This is a genomic window from Allobosea sp. NPDC055353, from assembly GCF_053644975.1.
On record NZ_JBSHMC010000001.1, the window covers coordinates 2,163,610 to 2,178,395 of the forward strand.

The 14,786-nt window shown below is 64.0% G+C and carries 13 protein-coding genes; 3 read left to right on the forward strand and 10 right to left on the reverse strand.

Annotated features, from left to right (window positions below):
• Positions 1–9: 9 nt before the first annotated feature.
• From ACWIEX_RS09960 to ACWIEX_RS09995, 8 genes are all read right to left on the reverse strand, one after another.
• Complete coding sequence (locus ACWIEX_RS09960) at positions 10–1,050, reverse strand: sulfate ABC transporter substrate-binding protein (RefSeq protein WP_454032886.1); 1,041 nt, start codon at positions 1,048–1,050, stop codon at positions 10–12.
• 191 nt (positions 1,051–1,241) lie between these two features.
• Positions 1,242–2,699: a siroheme synthase CysG gene (gene cysG / locus ACWIEX_RS09965; RefSeq protein WP_454032887.1), complete on the reverse strand. Its 1,458-nt coding sequence runs from the start codon at positions 2,697–2,699 to the stop codon at positions 1,242–1,244.
• Positions 2,696–2,947, reverse strand: a complete 252-nt coding sequence (locus ACWIEX_RS09970; RefSeq protein ID WP_454032888.1) for a hypothetical protein — start codon at positions 2,945–2,947, stop codon at positions 2,696–2,698. The genes cysG and ACWIEX_RS09970 overlap by 4 nt, the downstream gene beginning before the upstream one ends.
• 3 nt (positions 2,948–2,950) lie before the next feature.
• Positions 2,951–3,475 (reverse strand): DUF934 domain-containing protein, encoded by a 525-nt coding sequence (locus tag ACWIEX_RS09975; RefSeq protein WP_454032889.1) that lies wholly within the window; start codon positions 3,473–3,475, stop codon positions 2,951–2,953.
• Positions 3,462–5,132: a nitrite/sulfite reductase gene (locus ACWIEX_RS09980; protein ID WP_454032890.1), complete on the reverse strand. Its 1,671-nt coding sequence runs from the start codon at positions 5,130–5,132 to the stop codon at positions 3,462–3,464. The genes ACWIEX_RS09975 and ACWIEX_RS09980 overlap by 14 nt, the downstream gene beginning before the upstream one ends.
• Positions 5,133–5,136: 4 nt before the next feature.
• Positions 5,137–5,493 (reverse strand): DUF2849 domain-containing protein, encoded by a 357-nt coding sequence (locus ACWIEX_RS09985; RefSeq protein ID WP_454032891.1) that lies wholly within the window; start codon positions 5,491–5,493, stop codon positions 5,137–5,139.
• Positions 5,493–5,807, reverse strand: a complete 315-nt coding sequence (locus ACWIEX_RS09990) for a 2Fe-2S iron-sulfur cluster-binding protein (protein ID WP_257732935.1) — start codon at positions 5,805–5,807, stop codon at positions 5,493–5,495. The genes ACWIEX_RS09985 and ACWIEX_RS09990 overlap by 1 nt, the downstream gene beginning before the upstream one ends.
• Positions 5,808–6,164: 357 nt before the next feature.
• Positions 6,165–7,139, reverse strand: a complete 975-nt coding sequence (locus ACWIEX_RS09995; RefSeq protein ID WP_454032892.1) for a Gfo/Idh/MocA family protein — start codon at positions 7,137–7,139, stop codon at positions 6,165–6,167.
• A 159-nt stretch (positions 7,140–7,298) separates the two neighbouring features.
• Here ACWIEX_RS09995 and ACWIEX_RS10000 point away from each other — a divergent pair, with 159 nt between their 5' ends.
• Positions 7,299–8,414, forward strand: coding sequence for an acyltransferase family protein (locus ACWIEX_RS10000; RefSeq protein ID WP_454032893.1), 1,116 nt, complete (start codon positions 7,299–7,301; stop codon positions 8,412–8,414).
• 10 nt (positions 8,415–8,424) lie between these two features.
• Here the strand turns inward: ACWIEX_RS10000 and ACWIEX_RS10005 are convergent, their stop codons facing one another.
• Positions 8,425–9,732 (reverse strand): O-antigen ligase family protein, encoded by a 1,308-nt coding sequence (locus ACWIEX_RS10005; RefSeq protein WP_454032894.1) that lies wholly within the window; start codon positions 9,730–9,732, stop codon positions 8,425–8,427.
• A gap of 166 nt (positions 9,733–9,898) precedes the next feature.
• On the opposite strand from ACWIEX_RS10005, the gene ACWIEX_RS10010 reads away from it, so the two are divergent.
• Positions 9,899–10,939, forward strand: coding sequence for a zinc-dependent alcohol dehydrogenase family protein (locus ACWIEX_RS10010; RefSeq protein WP_454032895.1), 1,041 nt, complete (start codon positions 9,899–9,901; stop codon positions 10,937–10,939).
• Positions 10,940–11,175: 236 nt separating this feature from the next.
• Here the strand turns inward: ACWIEX_RS10010 and ACWIEX_RS10015 are convergent, their stop codons facing one another.
• Positions 11,176–11,502 carry a hypothetical protein gene (locus ACWIEX_RS10015; RefSeq protein WP_454032896.1) on the reverse strand — a complete coding sequence of 109 codons (327 nt, stop codon included), beginning with the start codon at positions 11,500–11,502 and terminating at the stop codon, positions 11,176–11,178.
• A 663-nt stretch (positions 11,503–12,165) separates the two neighbouring features.
• Between ACWIEX_RS10015 and ACWIEX_RS10020 the strand changes: the two genes are divergently transcribed.
• The gene (locus ACWIEX_RS10020) at positions 12,166–14,751 is read left to right on the forward strand and encodes a hypothetical protein (protein WP_454032897.1); all 2,586 of its coding nucleotides are present in this window, start codon (positions 12,166–12,168) and stop codon (positions 14,749–14,751) included.
• Positions 14,752–14,786: the final 35 nt, after the last annotated feature.

Here is a 14,786-nt window from a genome sequence, read left to right on the forward strand (position 1 = left end):
GACAGACCCTCAGCGAGCCGGCTTGTAGAGCTGATCGAAGGTGCCGCCGTCACCGAAATGGGTCGGCTGCGCCTTCTTCCAGCCGCCGAAGACGTCGTCGATCGTCACCAGTTCGACCTTCGGGAAATTGGCGACATCCTTGCTGTCGGCAGCCTCGGGATTGCGCGGGCGATAGAAGTTCCGGGCGATGATCGCCTGCGCCTTCGGGGTGTAGAGGAACTCGAGATAGGCCTGTGCCTGCTCGCGGGTCTTCTTGACATCGACATTGCCGTCGACCAGCGCGACCGGCGGCTCGGCCAGGATCGACAGGCTCGGCACCACGATGTCGAACTTGTCGGCGCCGAATTCCTTCAGGGCGAGGAAGGCCTCGTTTTCCCAGGACAGGAAGACGTCGCCGATGCCGCGCTGGGTGAAGGTCGTGGTCGCGCCGCGCGCGCCGGTGTCGAGCACCGGGACATTGGCGAGGAGCTTGCCGATATAATCGCGGATCTTCGCGTCGTCCTTGTTGAAGGCCTTCTCGGCATAGGCCCAGGCGGCGAGGTAGTTCCAGCGCGCCCCGCCCGAGGTCTTCGGGTTCGGCGTGATGATCTGCACGCCCGGCTTCACCAGGTCGCCCCAATCCTTGATCGCCTTGGGATTGCCCTTGCGGACGAGGAAGACGATCGTCGAGGTATAGGGCGAGGAATTGTGCGGCAGCCGCTTCTGCCAGTCGAGCGGCAGCTTCTTCGAGCGCTCGGCCACGGCGTCGATATCGCCGGCCAGGGCCAGCGTCACCACATCGGCATTGAGCCCGTCGATCACGGTGCGGGCCTGCGCGCCCGAGCCGCCATGCGACTGGCGGATCGTCGAGATCTTCTTGTCGGGATGCTTCGCGTTCCACTCGGCGAGGAAGGCCGCGTTGATCTCGCGGTAGAGCTCGCGGGTGGGATCGTAGGAAACGTTGAGGAGCTCGGTCTGGGCGCGCGCTCCGGCGACGACGCCGAAGCAGAGGCTGAAGGCTCCCAGTACCAGTCCGGCCCGGAGGAGGCGGCTATAAGCAGGTCGCGTCATGTCAGGGCTCCGTTGGTTCACGGCGAGGCTTGGTGAAGTCTCGATCCGTTCTGAATAACAAACGAAACGTACTGAATTATCGGTTTTGCCTCAATGACCCGGCGCAATGAGCGCCTTCCAAATTGCGGCACCGGAGGAGAAAACGCATCTCCGGCGATCGCGTTCCACCCGGCGACGATGCCGGGCCATGGTCAGGCGCGACGACGGTCTTCCGCCGGATTCGCGGCGGCAAGGGCCGGACCGAAGGCATGGCCGAGCAGGACGAGAACGGGGCCGCTCGCCGGCAATTCGCCGAGCCGTTCCGGCAGGTCTGCGATGGTCGCGGCGACGCGTTTCTCGTCCGGCCGCGTCGCGGCGAGCACGGCGACGGCCGGCGTCTGCGGATCGAGCCCGGCGGCGATGGCGCGCTCGCGGAAGCCGGGCAGGGTGGCCCGGGCCATGTAGATCACGGTCGAGGCGGCGGGGTCCGCCATGGCGCGCCAGTCGAGATCATCGGGCAATTCGCCCTTGCGCGAATGGCCGGTGACGAATTGCAGGCGCCTTGCATGGTCGCGATGGGTCAGCGACAGGCCGAGCGAGGCGGCAGCACCCTGCGCCGCCGAGATGCCGGGCACGATCGCTACGGGTACGCCAGCCGCCTGGCAGGCTTCGATCTCTTCCCCGGCGCGGCCGAAAATGCCGGGGTCGCCGCCCTTAAGGCGCACGACATGCTTGCCTTGACCAGCGAGCGAAACGATCAGCGCGTTGATGTCGCCCTGCTTCACCGAGGGGCCATAGCCGGTTTTGCCGACCAGCATGCGCTTGGCCTCGCGCCGCGCCAGTTCGAGCACGCCCGGCGAGACGAGGTCGTCATAGAGGATGATGTCGGCGCTCTGCAGCGCGCGGATCGCTTTCAGCGTCAGCAATTCCGGATCGCCCGGACCAGCGCCGACCAGGGTGACGCGGCCCTTGCCGTCGTGAGTAGCTTCGATTTTGGAGAGCTTCGCGAAAAGCTCGGCCTCGTCATCGAGGTTCGGAACGCGCTCCGGCTCGGCCATCGCCTTGCCGGCGAAGAGTTCCCAGAAGCTGCGTCGCAGCGCGAAGGGCAATTCGCGGGCTTGTACCGAAGGGCGCCAGTCGGCCGCTGCTTGCGCCCAGTTCTTCAGGCCGGCCGGCAGCAGCGCCTCGATCTTGGTGCGGATCGCCTGTCCGAAGACGGGCGCCGCGCCATCGGTCGAGACCGCGATGATCAGGGGCGAACGGTTGACCAGCGCGCCGAAGGCGAAATCGCAATGCTCGGGCTTGTCGACGATATTGACCGGCACGCCGGCCTGCCGCGCCGCCGCGACGAAAGCGCGGATCGCATCGGCATCGTCGAGATCGGCGACGGCGATGGCTGCATCGGTGAGATCGTCGGCCTGCCAGGCGCGGCCATGCACATGGACACGTCCGCCAATCTCGCTCCGCACCAAGCCGGCGAACAGCGCCTCCTCGCCATCGGCGAAGACATGAAGCTCCGCTCCCGTCGCCGCCAGCAACTCGGCCTTCCACAGGGCGCCCTCGGTCCCGCCGGCGAGCACGACCCTGCGCCCGTCCAGCTTGTGGAAGAGCGGCAGCGTCGCCAGCGGCTCGATGCGGGCCGCGGTGGATTCGGGCTGTCTGTCGGTCATCGGGTGGTCGCCACGGCCTTTGCGTCTGCCGCACTGCGCTCGTTGCCCGCCGGTGGCGTCAGCAGCCACAGCGCGGCCAGTGTCAGGATGATAAGGCGAAAGCAAAGATCGAACCAGCGCCGGCGTGCCTGGCCGGCAGGCTGGAGCGGCAGCAGCATTTCGAACGCGACATCGGAGCCGTCCTCATCGATGCCCCCGGCCATGCGGGGCGATTCGGTCGAGCCATCTGTCGCGGTCGAGATCGTCATGCCTCACTCCGCTGCGATGGGCGCCGCGGCTCTCGCCGCCCGGCGCCGGTCGAGGACGTTGCGGCCGCTTTCGCCATAGCCACGCTGGTAGGTGGCGCTGAACGTGTCCCGGGCCTGCAGCCATTGCGGCACCGGCTGGCGGGCGGCACTCGCCTCGGGCAATTCGATGGTGTCGAAGCCGCAGGACAGCGCATAGGCGAACTGGTCGGCGATCAGCGGGCCGCTGGCGCGGATCTCGCCCGCGAAGCCGGCGCGCCGGATCTGGCGAGCGAGGCTGAAGCCGCGCCCGTCGCCATAGGCGGGGAAGGCGATGGCAACGAGCGCCAGCCGCGGGAGGAAGGGTTCGAGCGCGGAGAAGGGAACGTTATTGGGGATCAGCACGCCGATCACCTGCTCGGGCTCCTGCGCGTCGAGCGCCGCGGCGAGAACCTCCCAAGGCACGATCGCCGCCGGGATATTGCCGATCGCCGCGCCTTCGCTGCGGGTCCAGCGGTCCTCGGCACTTCCGTTCCGGTCAAGCAGCGGCACGGGCGGTCTCCTGGAAAGCGGCCTTGAAGGGGCTGAGCCCGATGCGGCGGACATTGTCGATGAAGCTCTCGCCCTCGCTGCGCGCGGCGAGATAGACGGAAACGATCCGCTCGATCGCGTCCGGCACCTCCTCGGCTGCGAGGCCCGGCCCGAGAATCTCGCCGATGGCGGCATTCTCGGTGGCATCGCCGCCGAGCGTGATCTGGTAGGATTCGATGCCGCGCTTCTCGAGGCCGAGAATGCCGATATGGCCGACATGGTGGTGGCCGCAGGCATTGATGCAGCCAGAGATCTTGATGCCGAGCGGCCCGATCTCGCGCTGGCGCGCCTCGTCGGCGAAGCGATTCTGGATCGCCTGCGCGATCGGGATCGAGCGGGCCGTCGCCAGCGCGCAATAATCGAGGCCGGGGCAGGAGATGATGTCGGTGACGAGCCCGACATTGGCGGTGGCCAAGCCCGCCTCGCCGAGCTGTTGCCAGATCGCGTAGAGATCACGCTGGCGGACATGCGGCAACACGAGGTTTTGCGCATGGGTGACGCGCAATTCGTCGAACGAATAGCGTTCGGCGAGATCGGCGACGCGGCGCATCTGCTCGCTGGTCGCGTCGCCCGGCGCCTGGCCCACCGGCTTCAGCGAGATCGTCAGTGCCGTATAGCCCGGCGCCTTGTGCGGTGTGGTGTTGACCTCGACCCAGCGGGCGAAGGCGGGGTTCGCAGCCTTCGCCGCTTCCAATGTGTTGCTGACGACCGGCAGCACGTCGTAGCGCGGTGGCGCGAAATAGGCGGCGATGCGCGCGACCTCTTCCGGATCGGCATTGATCGAGGGGCCATCGAGCTGAGCGAATTCGGCCTCGACCCGGCGGGTGAATTCCTCGGCGCCGATCTCGTGGACGAGAATCTTGACGCGCGCCTTGTACTTGTTGTCGCGCCGACCCTCGAGATTATAGACCCGCATGATCGCCTCGAGATAGGCGAGCAGGTCCTTCTTGGGCAGGTAGTCGCGCACGACCTTGCCGATCATCGGTGTGCGGCCGAGCCCGCCGCCGACGCTGATCTCGTAGCAGGTCTCGTGCGTGTCGGGATGGCGGCGCAGGCGCAGGCCGATATCGTGGGCCTTGATCACGGCGCGGTCGGCTTCGGCGCCGGTGACCGCGATCTTGAACTTGCGCGGCAGGTAGCTGAATTCGGGATGGGCCGAGGACCATTGCCGGATCAGCTCGGCGGTCGGGCGCGGATCCTCGATTTCGTCCTGCGCGACGCCGGCGAAATGATCGGCCGTGACATTGCGGATGCAGTTGCCGGAGGTCTGGATGCAATGCATCTCGACATCGGCGAGCAGGCCGAGGATCGCAGGCACGTCGCGCAGCTTCGGCCAGTTGAACTGCAGGTTCTGGCGCGTGGTGAAATGGCCGTAGCCGCGGTCATAGCGCTCGCCGATCAGCGCAAGCTGGCGCAGCTGCCGCGAGTTCAGCGTGCCATAGGGCACAGCGATGCGCAGCATATAGGCGTGGAGCTGGAGATAGACGCCGTTCTTGAGCCGGAGCGGCTTGAACTCGTCCTCGGTCAGAGAGCCGTCTAGCCGGCGCGCCACCTGGTCGGTGAACTGCGCCACCCGCTCCCGGACGAAACGCTCGTCGAATTCGTCGTAACGATACATGAAATCAGCCCTTCGGCGCAGAGGCGATGCCTTCACCGGCCTGCTTGCCGAGATCGGGACGATTGCTGGGGCCGAGCGTCTTGAAGCGCTCGCGGAAATGGCGCGGCACTGGGCTGCCGCTCTCGATGGCGACATCGACGAGATAGGCGTCGACGACCTTGTTGCCGCGCAGTTCGGCAGCGGCGAAGGCTTCGAGCCGTTCGGCCGCCGTATCATCGGCAGCGACCAGCGCGAGCGCCGGATCGCGGGTCCAGGCCAAGGGCCCAGCATCGCCCGCAAAGGCAAAGACGACATCGCCATCGAGCAGGTCGTTGGCGAGGAGGATCGCCGGCAAGGGAACGCGCTTCGCTGGGGCGGCCATCACGCGGCCTCCGCGAGCGTCAGCGTCAGCCCGTCGAGATCGTCAGCCCAGATGATCTGGCAGGAGAGGCGCGAGGTCGCCTCGATCAATGGCAGTTCGTCGAGCGCGTCGATTTCCTCGTCGCGCGGCTCGGGCAGCTTCCCGGCCCATTCCTGCGCGACGATGACATGGCAGGTGCCGCAATCGCAGGAACCGCCGCAGACGCCCTCGATGCCGACCTTGTAGTCGCGCAGGATTTCCATGACCCGCCAGCCTTCCACGGCTTCGAGTTCATGGCTCCGGCCCTGTCGATCGATGACGTTCAGAACTGCCACGATAACGCCCATCCCCGTTCGGTCTTTCGAACAGGGATTTTACGCTACAGGCGGGTTTCAGCTCAATTCACATCAGGTAGTCGGTTTTTTCGAATTATCGATGCGCTAGAGTAGAATTATCCTGAAGAAGCATTTTTGGGCCGATTTGCCGCAAAATTATGCCAGCCGGACAGTTTCCAAGGTCACTCTTGTCATTCCGGGGCTTCGCGTAGCGAAGAACCCGGAACCCACGACCGGGCGAGCGGCCTGCAAGGCGGCATCGAATGTCTCACCCCATCGTGGGTTCCGGGTTCGCGCCTGCGGCGCGCCCCGGAATGACAAGGGTGGTTCTGGCCCCAGAGCGACCGGGCTCGCGCGTCAGGCGCTTTTCAGGATGGTCTCGACGATGTCCTGCACATCGAACGCTTCGCGCAGCGTCGCGAGATGGTGCGGCTCGCCGCGGGTGAGCTTCGCCACGCCTTCGAGCTGGCGACGCAACGCCAGCGGGCGCGCCTCGTTCTGGGAGAGCGCCTCCGGATCTGGCTGCCAGCTTCCATCGGGAAGGCGCCGCTCGGCCCGCGACCAGTCGCAGAGCCGGACAGCGCCCTTATCCCCTTCCAGCGTCCAGACGTTATGGTCGTCCTTGGTGGTCGTGCCGACGCTGCCGGTGAGGCTGACGGGCAGGGCGCCCGCGGTCAGCGTCGCGTCGATCCGGCGTTCGCTCTTGCCGGCCTCGGGATAGGCGGCCTTGGCGGAAAGGTTGGCGAAGGGCCCAGCGATGCGGCGGGTCAGGAACAGGAAATGCGAGACGACCTCGCGGGTGAAACCGCCCTGCGCCGTGCGGTCGAGCCAGCCGGCCGCGTCGACCTGCCAGGAGCGCGGCCAGCTCGCGAAGGCGACCTCGATCGAGACGCGCTGCGGCGTGCCCACCGCTCCGGAATCGATCCATTCCCGCAAACGAGCGACGGCCGGCGAGGAGGCAAAGGGAAAGTTCACCGCGCCGCGCGCGCCGGCCTCAGTGACGAAAGCCCGCGCATCGTTGACATCGACCGCCAGCGGCTTCTCGCAGAACACCGCCTTGCCGGCAGCGAGCGCCGCACGCGCATGACCGAGATGGGAGGAGGGCGGGGAAGCGATATAAACGCAGTCGCTTGCAGCGATCAGGGCAGCTGCATCCGGCTGCTGCGGCACCGCCGGCAATGCAGCGCCGATCCGCTCCATCGCCTCGGCCGAGGGGTCCCAGATGCCGGAGACGCGAAGCGCGCTCGCCGGCTGGTCGAGCGCGGCGCGCAGCATGCGCTCGCCCATGATGCCGGCGCCGATGAGGCCCAGGGAAATCGGAGTTGCGCTCATAGATGTCTCGCTCGCCTGAAGCTGGGCCGCTTGCGCTGGCCCTTTCGAATATCCGGTCAGTCTCGGGTTAATCCTAACTGCCGGCATGTGTTGAAAGCGATGCGGCCGCCGGTCCATATCGTCGCCCGCGTACGATGCAGTCCCGCATCCAGGTGAAGCATGATCCGGCTCTACCGTTCCCTTCCGAGCGCTGCCGATATCCTGAACCGGAACGGCGGTGAAGGCCCCGGCTTCAACGCGATGCGCCTGATCCTGTCGCTGACCATCCTCGCAGTGCATTCCGGCTGGGTCGCGGGCGCCGATACGAGCCGCGACTGGGAAGGGCTGCACGGCATCTTCCTGATGAGCCTGGTGCCGGCCTTTTTCGCGCTGAGCGGCTTCCTCGTCACCGGCAGCGCCCTGCGGACCGACGCGGTGCGGCCTTTCATCACGTTGCGCGCCATCCGCATCATGCCGGCACTTTTCGTTGAGATCACGCTGTCGGCGCTGGTGCTCGGCCCGCTGCTGACGACCTGGCTGCTGCGCGACTATGTCGCCGATATCCGTTTCTGGGAGTATTTCGGCAATATCGTCGGCCGCATCCGCTTCGAACTGCCGGGCGTGTTCGAGAGCAATCCCGTCGCCGGCGTGGTCAACCAGAACCTCTGGACGCTGAAGCCGGAATTCTACTGCTATATCCTGATGGCGATCATGATCGCGGTCGGCATCCTGCACCGCCGGCTCGCCTTCGCCGCGCTGACGCTGGCGGTCATCCTCGGCGCCACTATTGCCGCGTTCAAGGTCGGCTTCGGCGTCACCGAGGGTAACTATCACTGGACCGTCGTGGTCTTCTATTTCCTGGTCGGCTGCCTGTATTTCCAGTGGCGCGAGCATGTGAAGATGCACTGGCTGCTCTTCGTCGCCGCGCTCCTGGCCTCGGTCGCCCTGATGGCCGCGCCGCGCGAATACGCCTTCTTCGTGCCGCCTTTCCTGACCTATTGCGTGGTCTATCTCGGCCTGCTGCCGCTGCACCTGCCGGCGCGGATCAAGAAGCTCGACGTCTCCTACGGCATCTATCTCTACGGTTTCCCGATCCAGCAGGCGATCGTCAGCCAGACCGATTTCGTCCATGGCAACGGGCCGCTGCTCTTCGCCATCTCGGCGCCGATCGTCATCGCCTTCGCGCTGGTGTCCTGGCTCTGGATCGAGAAGCCTTTCCTCAAGGTGAAGCCCTACGTGCTCGGCCAGAAGCAGTGGCGCAATCGCAAGGCCCCCGCGCTGGCCCTGGCGGAGTGAGCCGCCGCCGTCAGGACGCTTTCGCCCGCATCCGTGCGGCGAGGCCAAGCCCCATCACCGCCATGGCGAACAGCACCCAGAGCGGATCGGCGCGGTTGAGCGGGAAGGTCTCGAGCATGCCGACATAGGTCATGAAGATCAGGATCATGGCGAAGAGGTCGGCGAGATTGCGGTTCCCCGGAATTCGCCAGCTACGCATGTAGTCGACAAGCGGCCGGCCCATCAGCAGCCAGATCGCCAGCACCGCGCCGGGAACGCCCAAGGTCAGCGCGGCGTCGAGATAGCTGTTATGGCCCGAGCCGATGCCGCGGACATCCCAGCTCGCCTCGTAATTCTCCTCGAAGCCGGTGACGGCCGGCGTCTGCCAGAAGCTGGCATAGCCGTAGCCGAACCACGGCTTCTCGGCGATACGCTGCAGGGCGAATTTCCAGATCTCGTCGCGGCCGGTGAAGGTCGGGTCCGAGATCACCGCCTTGAGCATGGCGTTGAGCGCAGGCGAGATCACCGAGCCGACGGTCAGCGCCGCGATCAGCGCGACCAGCATGACGTGTACCATAACCGCGAGCCCGGGCCGCCCGGTGATGCGCGCCAGCGTGACCACGCCGATGGCGAGAGGCAGGAAGCCCATCGTCGTCTTCGAGCCGCTGTTGAGCACGAAGAGCAGGCCGAGCGCGACAACGAGCGCGCCGCGCCAGCGCAACCCGCAGCGCCAGCCATAGATCCCGATCATCGCTACGATCGAGAAGACCGGCGCGGCGAAGTTCTTGTGCGAGAGATGCCCGCGCCAGTCGCCGGCATGGACGCCTTCCGCACCCTCCGAACCGTGGACGACCAGATGCGGCGCCAGAACGAGCATCGCGTAGACCAGCAGCAGCAAGACGAGGCAGGCATTGACCGCCGCCACGGCGAAACTGCGCTCGTCGCGCGGCAGGACCAGAACGCCGGCGACGACGATCATCACGATCGCGGTGAGCAGCAACCCGCGCCACGAAGCCGTCGGATCGAGCGATTGCGCGATCGAGAGCGCGGCAACGCCGAAGACGACGGCCCAGCGGCCGAAGCCGAGCCGCGCCAGCACGTCGCGCTGCGCCAATCCCAGCATCGCCGCGAGAAAGACGAGCCCGAGCCCGAACCAGCCGACCTGGTTGACGATATTGCCGGTCGATTCGCCCGGCGCCGTCTGCTCCGGCACGCCGGCAAAGGGTTGCAGCGACAGCATCAGGATGAACAGCCCGCAGCCGGACAGGATGGCGCCGAGCAGGCCGGGCTCGGATCGGGTCGTGTCGCTGATCGTCGAGCCGTGGACGCTGTCGCTCATGAATGTTTCGCGGCCGTCTTCGGAAAGCCCGCCGATGCGGCGAGCCGAGCGCGAACGCACCATAGGCGCGGAATCTTAAGGGCGTCTCACCGCCGCAGGCCTCCGCGGTTGACGCTTCCCGCAGCGCTGCCGCATGACACGGGCCTCGACCAAGGAGGCCCGCCCCATGAAAGCCGTCGTCTACGAAGCCTTCGGGCAGGCCCCCGAACTGCGCATCCTGCCGGACCCGACCCCGGAGCCGCACAGCGTCATCATCAAGGTCGAGGCGACGGGCCTCTGCCGCAGCGACTGGCATGGCTGGGTCGGCCACGATCCCGATATCCGCCTGCCGCATGTGCCGGGCCATGAGCTGGCCGGCGTGATCGCCGCGGTCGGCCGCAGCGTCGTGCGCTTCCGCGAGGGCGACCGCGTCACCGTGCCCTTCGTCTCGGGCTGCGGCTCCTGCCCGCAATGCCATTCCGGCAACCAGCAGGTCTGCGACGACCAGTTCCAGCCCGGCTTCACCCATTGGGGCTCGTTCGCCGAGTACGTCCGCATCGACCGGGCCGATTTCAACCTCGTGCGCCTGCCCGAGGAGATCGATTTCGCCACGGCCGCCAGCCTCGGCTGCCGCTTCGTGACCTCGTTCCGCGCCGTGGTCGACCAGGGCAAGGTCACGGGCGGGCAATGGGTCGCCGTTCACGGCTGCGGCGGCGTCGGCCTCTCCGCGATCATGATCGCCAATGCGCTCGGCGCCAATGTCGTCGCCGTCGATATCTCCGATGACAAGCTGCGCCTCGCCCGCGAGGTCGGCGCCGCGGTGACGATCAACGCGAAGACGCAACCCGATGTCGTCGCCGCCGTGCGCGACGCGACCGGTGGCGGAGCGCATGTCTCGCTCGATGCGCTCGGCCACCCCCAGACCTGCTTCAATTCGGTGGCGAACCTGCGCAAGCGCGGCAAGCATATCCAGGTCGGGCTGCTATTGGCGGAGCAGGCGACGCCGCCGATCCCGATGGCGCAGGTCATCGCCCACGAGCTGGAAATCCTCGGCAGCCACGGCATGCAGGCGCATCGCTATGGCGCGATGCTCGACATGATCAGCGCCGGCAAGCTCACCCCGCAGCAGCTCGTCGGCCGCCGCATCGACCTCGCCGAATCGATCCCCGCCCTGATGGCGATGGACCGCTTCGAGGGCACGGGCGTGACGATCATCGACCGGTTCTGAGGGGCGGGGCGCAGACGGCTTCTCTGCCCCCGCGCGCGTCATGCTCGGGCTTGACCCGAGCATCTCATGACGAGGAGGCTCCAACGCCTCCGATGCTGACCTTCCTCAGGTGGTCATCCCGGGCTTGACCCGGGATCCATGCCTGAGCGCATCCGATGCAGGCTCCGGCATGGATCCCGGATCTCCGCTTCGCTCCGTTCGGGATGACCCGCGTTTTCATGGAAACGCGGTGGCCTTCACGCCCCATCCCGCGCGCTCTCCGCGGCGATGCGCGCCTCGGCCTGCGCGATCGCCTCGTCGGGGTCGAGCCCGTTGGCGCGGTTCTGCATCGTGTAGGCGAACGACCTGCGGGTCTCGTCCGGCATGGCCCGCAAGACGGCGTGGAAGCAGGCGCCACGCGCATCCTGGCAGGCGCGCCTCCGCTTGCAGACTCTGTTCGGGCAGACGCGGAAGATTTCGAGCTGGTCGGTCAGCCGGCGAAACAGGGCGGACCGCGCCCTCTGGCAGCTCTCGAAATCGGTGATCGGCGGGATAGCGGCTTGGGTGTTCCGGCGTTTCGGCATAGCGGGTCTCCCTGGGGTCAGGCACGCAGGATCATCCGCCCGCGCGGATGCGCGGCGGGGTCGCAGGGGTGGCTAGACAGGGCTGGCGGAGCGCCGCGAGGCGCGAAGGGAATCCGCAACCGTTGAGCCAGGCTGCGGCGCGGCGGGATTGAGCCACCCGTCGCACGCCCCGTGGCGCTCCGCCTCCGGCGATTTTGGGCTCCGGGCCGCGCTTATCGGGCCGGGCGGTTCAGGATGGGCGGGTTTCGACGCCAGTGTCCCTTACGGGAGCGTCGCGTCGTCGCCGTACCCATCATCAACGGCCGGCCGTTCCCAGCGAGCTCCTCGCACAGGGACCGTAGTGTCCCCAGGGCGGTTCCCGAAGCCTCCCGGGAGCAGGGCGTAACCCCCGCCCGCAGGCGCCGACCCTCACCCAACCTCCAGCATACCTCCGGACGGCCGCCCCGTTTGGGTGATGGGCGAGGGCAGGATAGGGCGGGTGAGGTGGGGCGAGGATAAGTTGGGAGACGGAGCTACGACGCCGGCCCTTCGCTGGGTTGAGTGCAATATGTTCGCGTGGCGTCCAAAAGTCGGCGGTATGAGCAGCCTGATGCCTTAGCTGTTCTGCAACGAGAACAAGCAGTAGGTTCTAGGGAATCGGGCTCCGGCATACTGCGAGGCAAAGTGAACACCGATAGAATCAACGTCTCCGTGAGGCCGCGACCGATCCGCATCGCTTTTCTGATCGACATTAGCGAAGATTCACATTCTATTCTCGACGAGGTGTTTCAATACTGCTTTTCTATATGGTCGGGGCGGTTTTCACTTATCGTGCCGTGCATCGAAAATAAGCCGGTGCCTGAATTCATGCCTTGGCTCAGAGCATTTGATGCGGACTTGATTTACTCTTATGTCGACTTGTCGAAACCTGATCAATTCAGATTTCATGAAGCTTTCTATCCGTCGGTTTTGCAGCGTCATAGTATCTCGAAAGGTAATTCTCGCCCTCGGCTAACACCAGAACCTGCTATGCCGCCGCTACAGGTGAAAAGCCTCATGCCGTTAGCTGGAGCTGCAAGCTTCATGGACGGTTCGCGAGGTGTAACGCTCGCTACGGGCATGGGAGGATGGTGGGATGACAGATTCATAAGCGACAGCTTCGGTTTGGTATCCTCTCAGCTTCGTAACGCACTGCGAGGCCCCCTTTCAGAGTTTGGCTCTCTCCTGGCAGCCGTGCCAGACAACGAGTTTCAGCCTAGAGAGCAGTATTTCTCTTCGCCTGAAAAAACAGTGCCCGACGAAGTTTCTCTACTTTACCAGATGACCCGAAATCACCGCATCAAAAGCCTTTCTAGAATTTCAGCGCTGATGTCCCAGAGGTTGGATTTCTACATGGGTCGTTGGGGAAATAGCTTCAATATCGTCGTAGGTAATACCGTTTCAGACCGCATTCTCTATTGGAATGCTCGATCTCTTATGCCAATTGGCCGTGATTGGGATGATGTAGACCTAATGATCCCACGCGAGAAGTTCGAAGACACTGCGTTTGTGACGCATCTTCGCGAGTTCATGAATCAAAGAAATTACATTGGGGGCGGCGGGCAAGGACCACATAAGGCTACGCTACGATCCGTGAGCCTCAGAGAAAGCGAGTTAGACAAACTTGCGCAATTGATGATGAACGGGAGCGGCTGGATAGCCTACGATCATGAGCATATAAGTGACATAAGGAATGTGAGGCCGAAAGATAAGGAGCTGGCTCAGGTTCGGCTTGCAAGCTCCGGAAGCGCCTTTCGACCAACCAACGCATGGCAAGAACAAAGCTTTAGCGGCGACGTCATTGCACTAGGTGCGCCCGCTCCAGAGCACGTTCGACATGTTCCCCCATCAATTGCCAATGCCGACCTAGGTCTTTGGGCGCTCGATGTGGATATTGACCGCTCTATAGATCACTCTCGATTCTCAAATCGCCGGCACACGTGGAGACTGCCGCGGCGCCTCAGAGTCACTGGCGCCTTCTTAGGAGCCTATGGCCTGTCTGACCATAATAGCCCGATTATATATCCGCGCGCATCTATTAACGGTCACCTCGCGTTGTTTGCTGCAATCGGATGTCAAACTCCTACGATCCATCTGCCGTCTGACCATTACGCGATCCTGCATGCTCTCAGGGTGGGGCGGGCGTGGCCTTCGTTTGAAAGATTTGGAGAGGACGGCGCGCCACCTGAAAGGATCTGCGCGCGAGTTGAACGCTCCCCTGCTGGTCGTTACTTTTGGGGCGTCTATCAGCTTTTTGGGGACCTCAAGACAGCAAGGGCATTCTTGCTCCATGCATTCTGGCGGAAGCAGCTAAAGGAGCTTGGGGCGACTGATCAGAGAACTGAGGAGCGGCAACGCCGCGTTGAGATTCAATTAAAAAAACGAATTGGCATCAAGGCGTTCGATCCGACAGAGGGCGACAAGTTAGCAACGCTTGCTAATATGGTACTGCAAGAAGCTGATGCAGTACGAAGCACAGTACGATCACTGCGATGGGATAAGATTAAATTAGCTTTTGATGAAGTCGTTGATGCCTTTATCAGCCGAAACAATTTGCCGATTAAGGAGATTCAAAGCGAAAAAGAACAAGCGGAGGAGCGCGATGGATATGCATCATATTTAAAGTCATTTGTGCAGGATTTATGCTCTCTTGGCGTTCTACATCAAGGCTATGAACATACCTGCCGCCAATGCCTTCATCGCTCATGGACGGCCATCGCTGATCTGAAAACTCAGATTACTTGCGAGGTGTGCCACAGTGAAGAGCCAGCTCCGGTGGATAGAGCATGGCAGTTCCGCCTCAACGGCTTTCTCAGAGAAGCGCTCCAAAGGCATGGGATTGGGCCGCTTTTTTGGGTTCTTGATAAATTTCAGCAGAGCAACTCCACATCGTTTTGGTTCGACGGCCCGTTGAATATTTTCTTTAACGACGACGCGGCGCTTGAGAATAGGCCCAATACGGATGTCGATCTTACGATAATTGAAAATGGTATAGTGCGCATGTGCGAGGTGAAGCAGTCGGATCGCCAATTTCTTGACCCGGAAGGGCTTGCTCAAACAATGCTTAAGCTCAGGCCAGATATTGCGATGATTGCTGTGATGGAGGCAGATAGCGATAGCTTGAAAGCGAAGTTCGCCCGTTTCTCAAAAATTCTTGAAGGAAGCGGCATTAAGGCAGAGATACTCACCCTCGATACAGACAGGGACTTCTCTGATTCGCCGTACTTCTAGAGCGACGTTCTGTCATTCAGCCCGTCACTAGCATG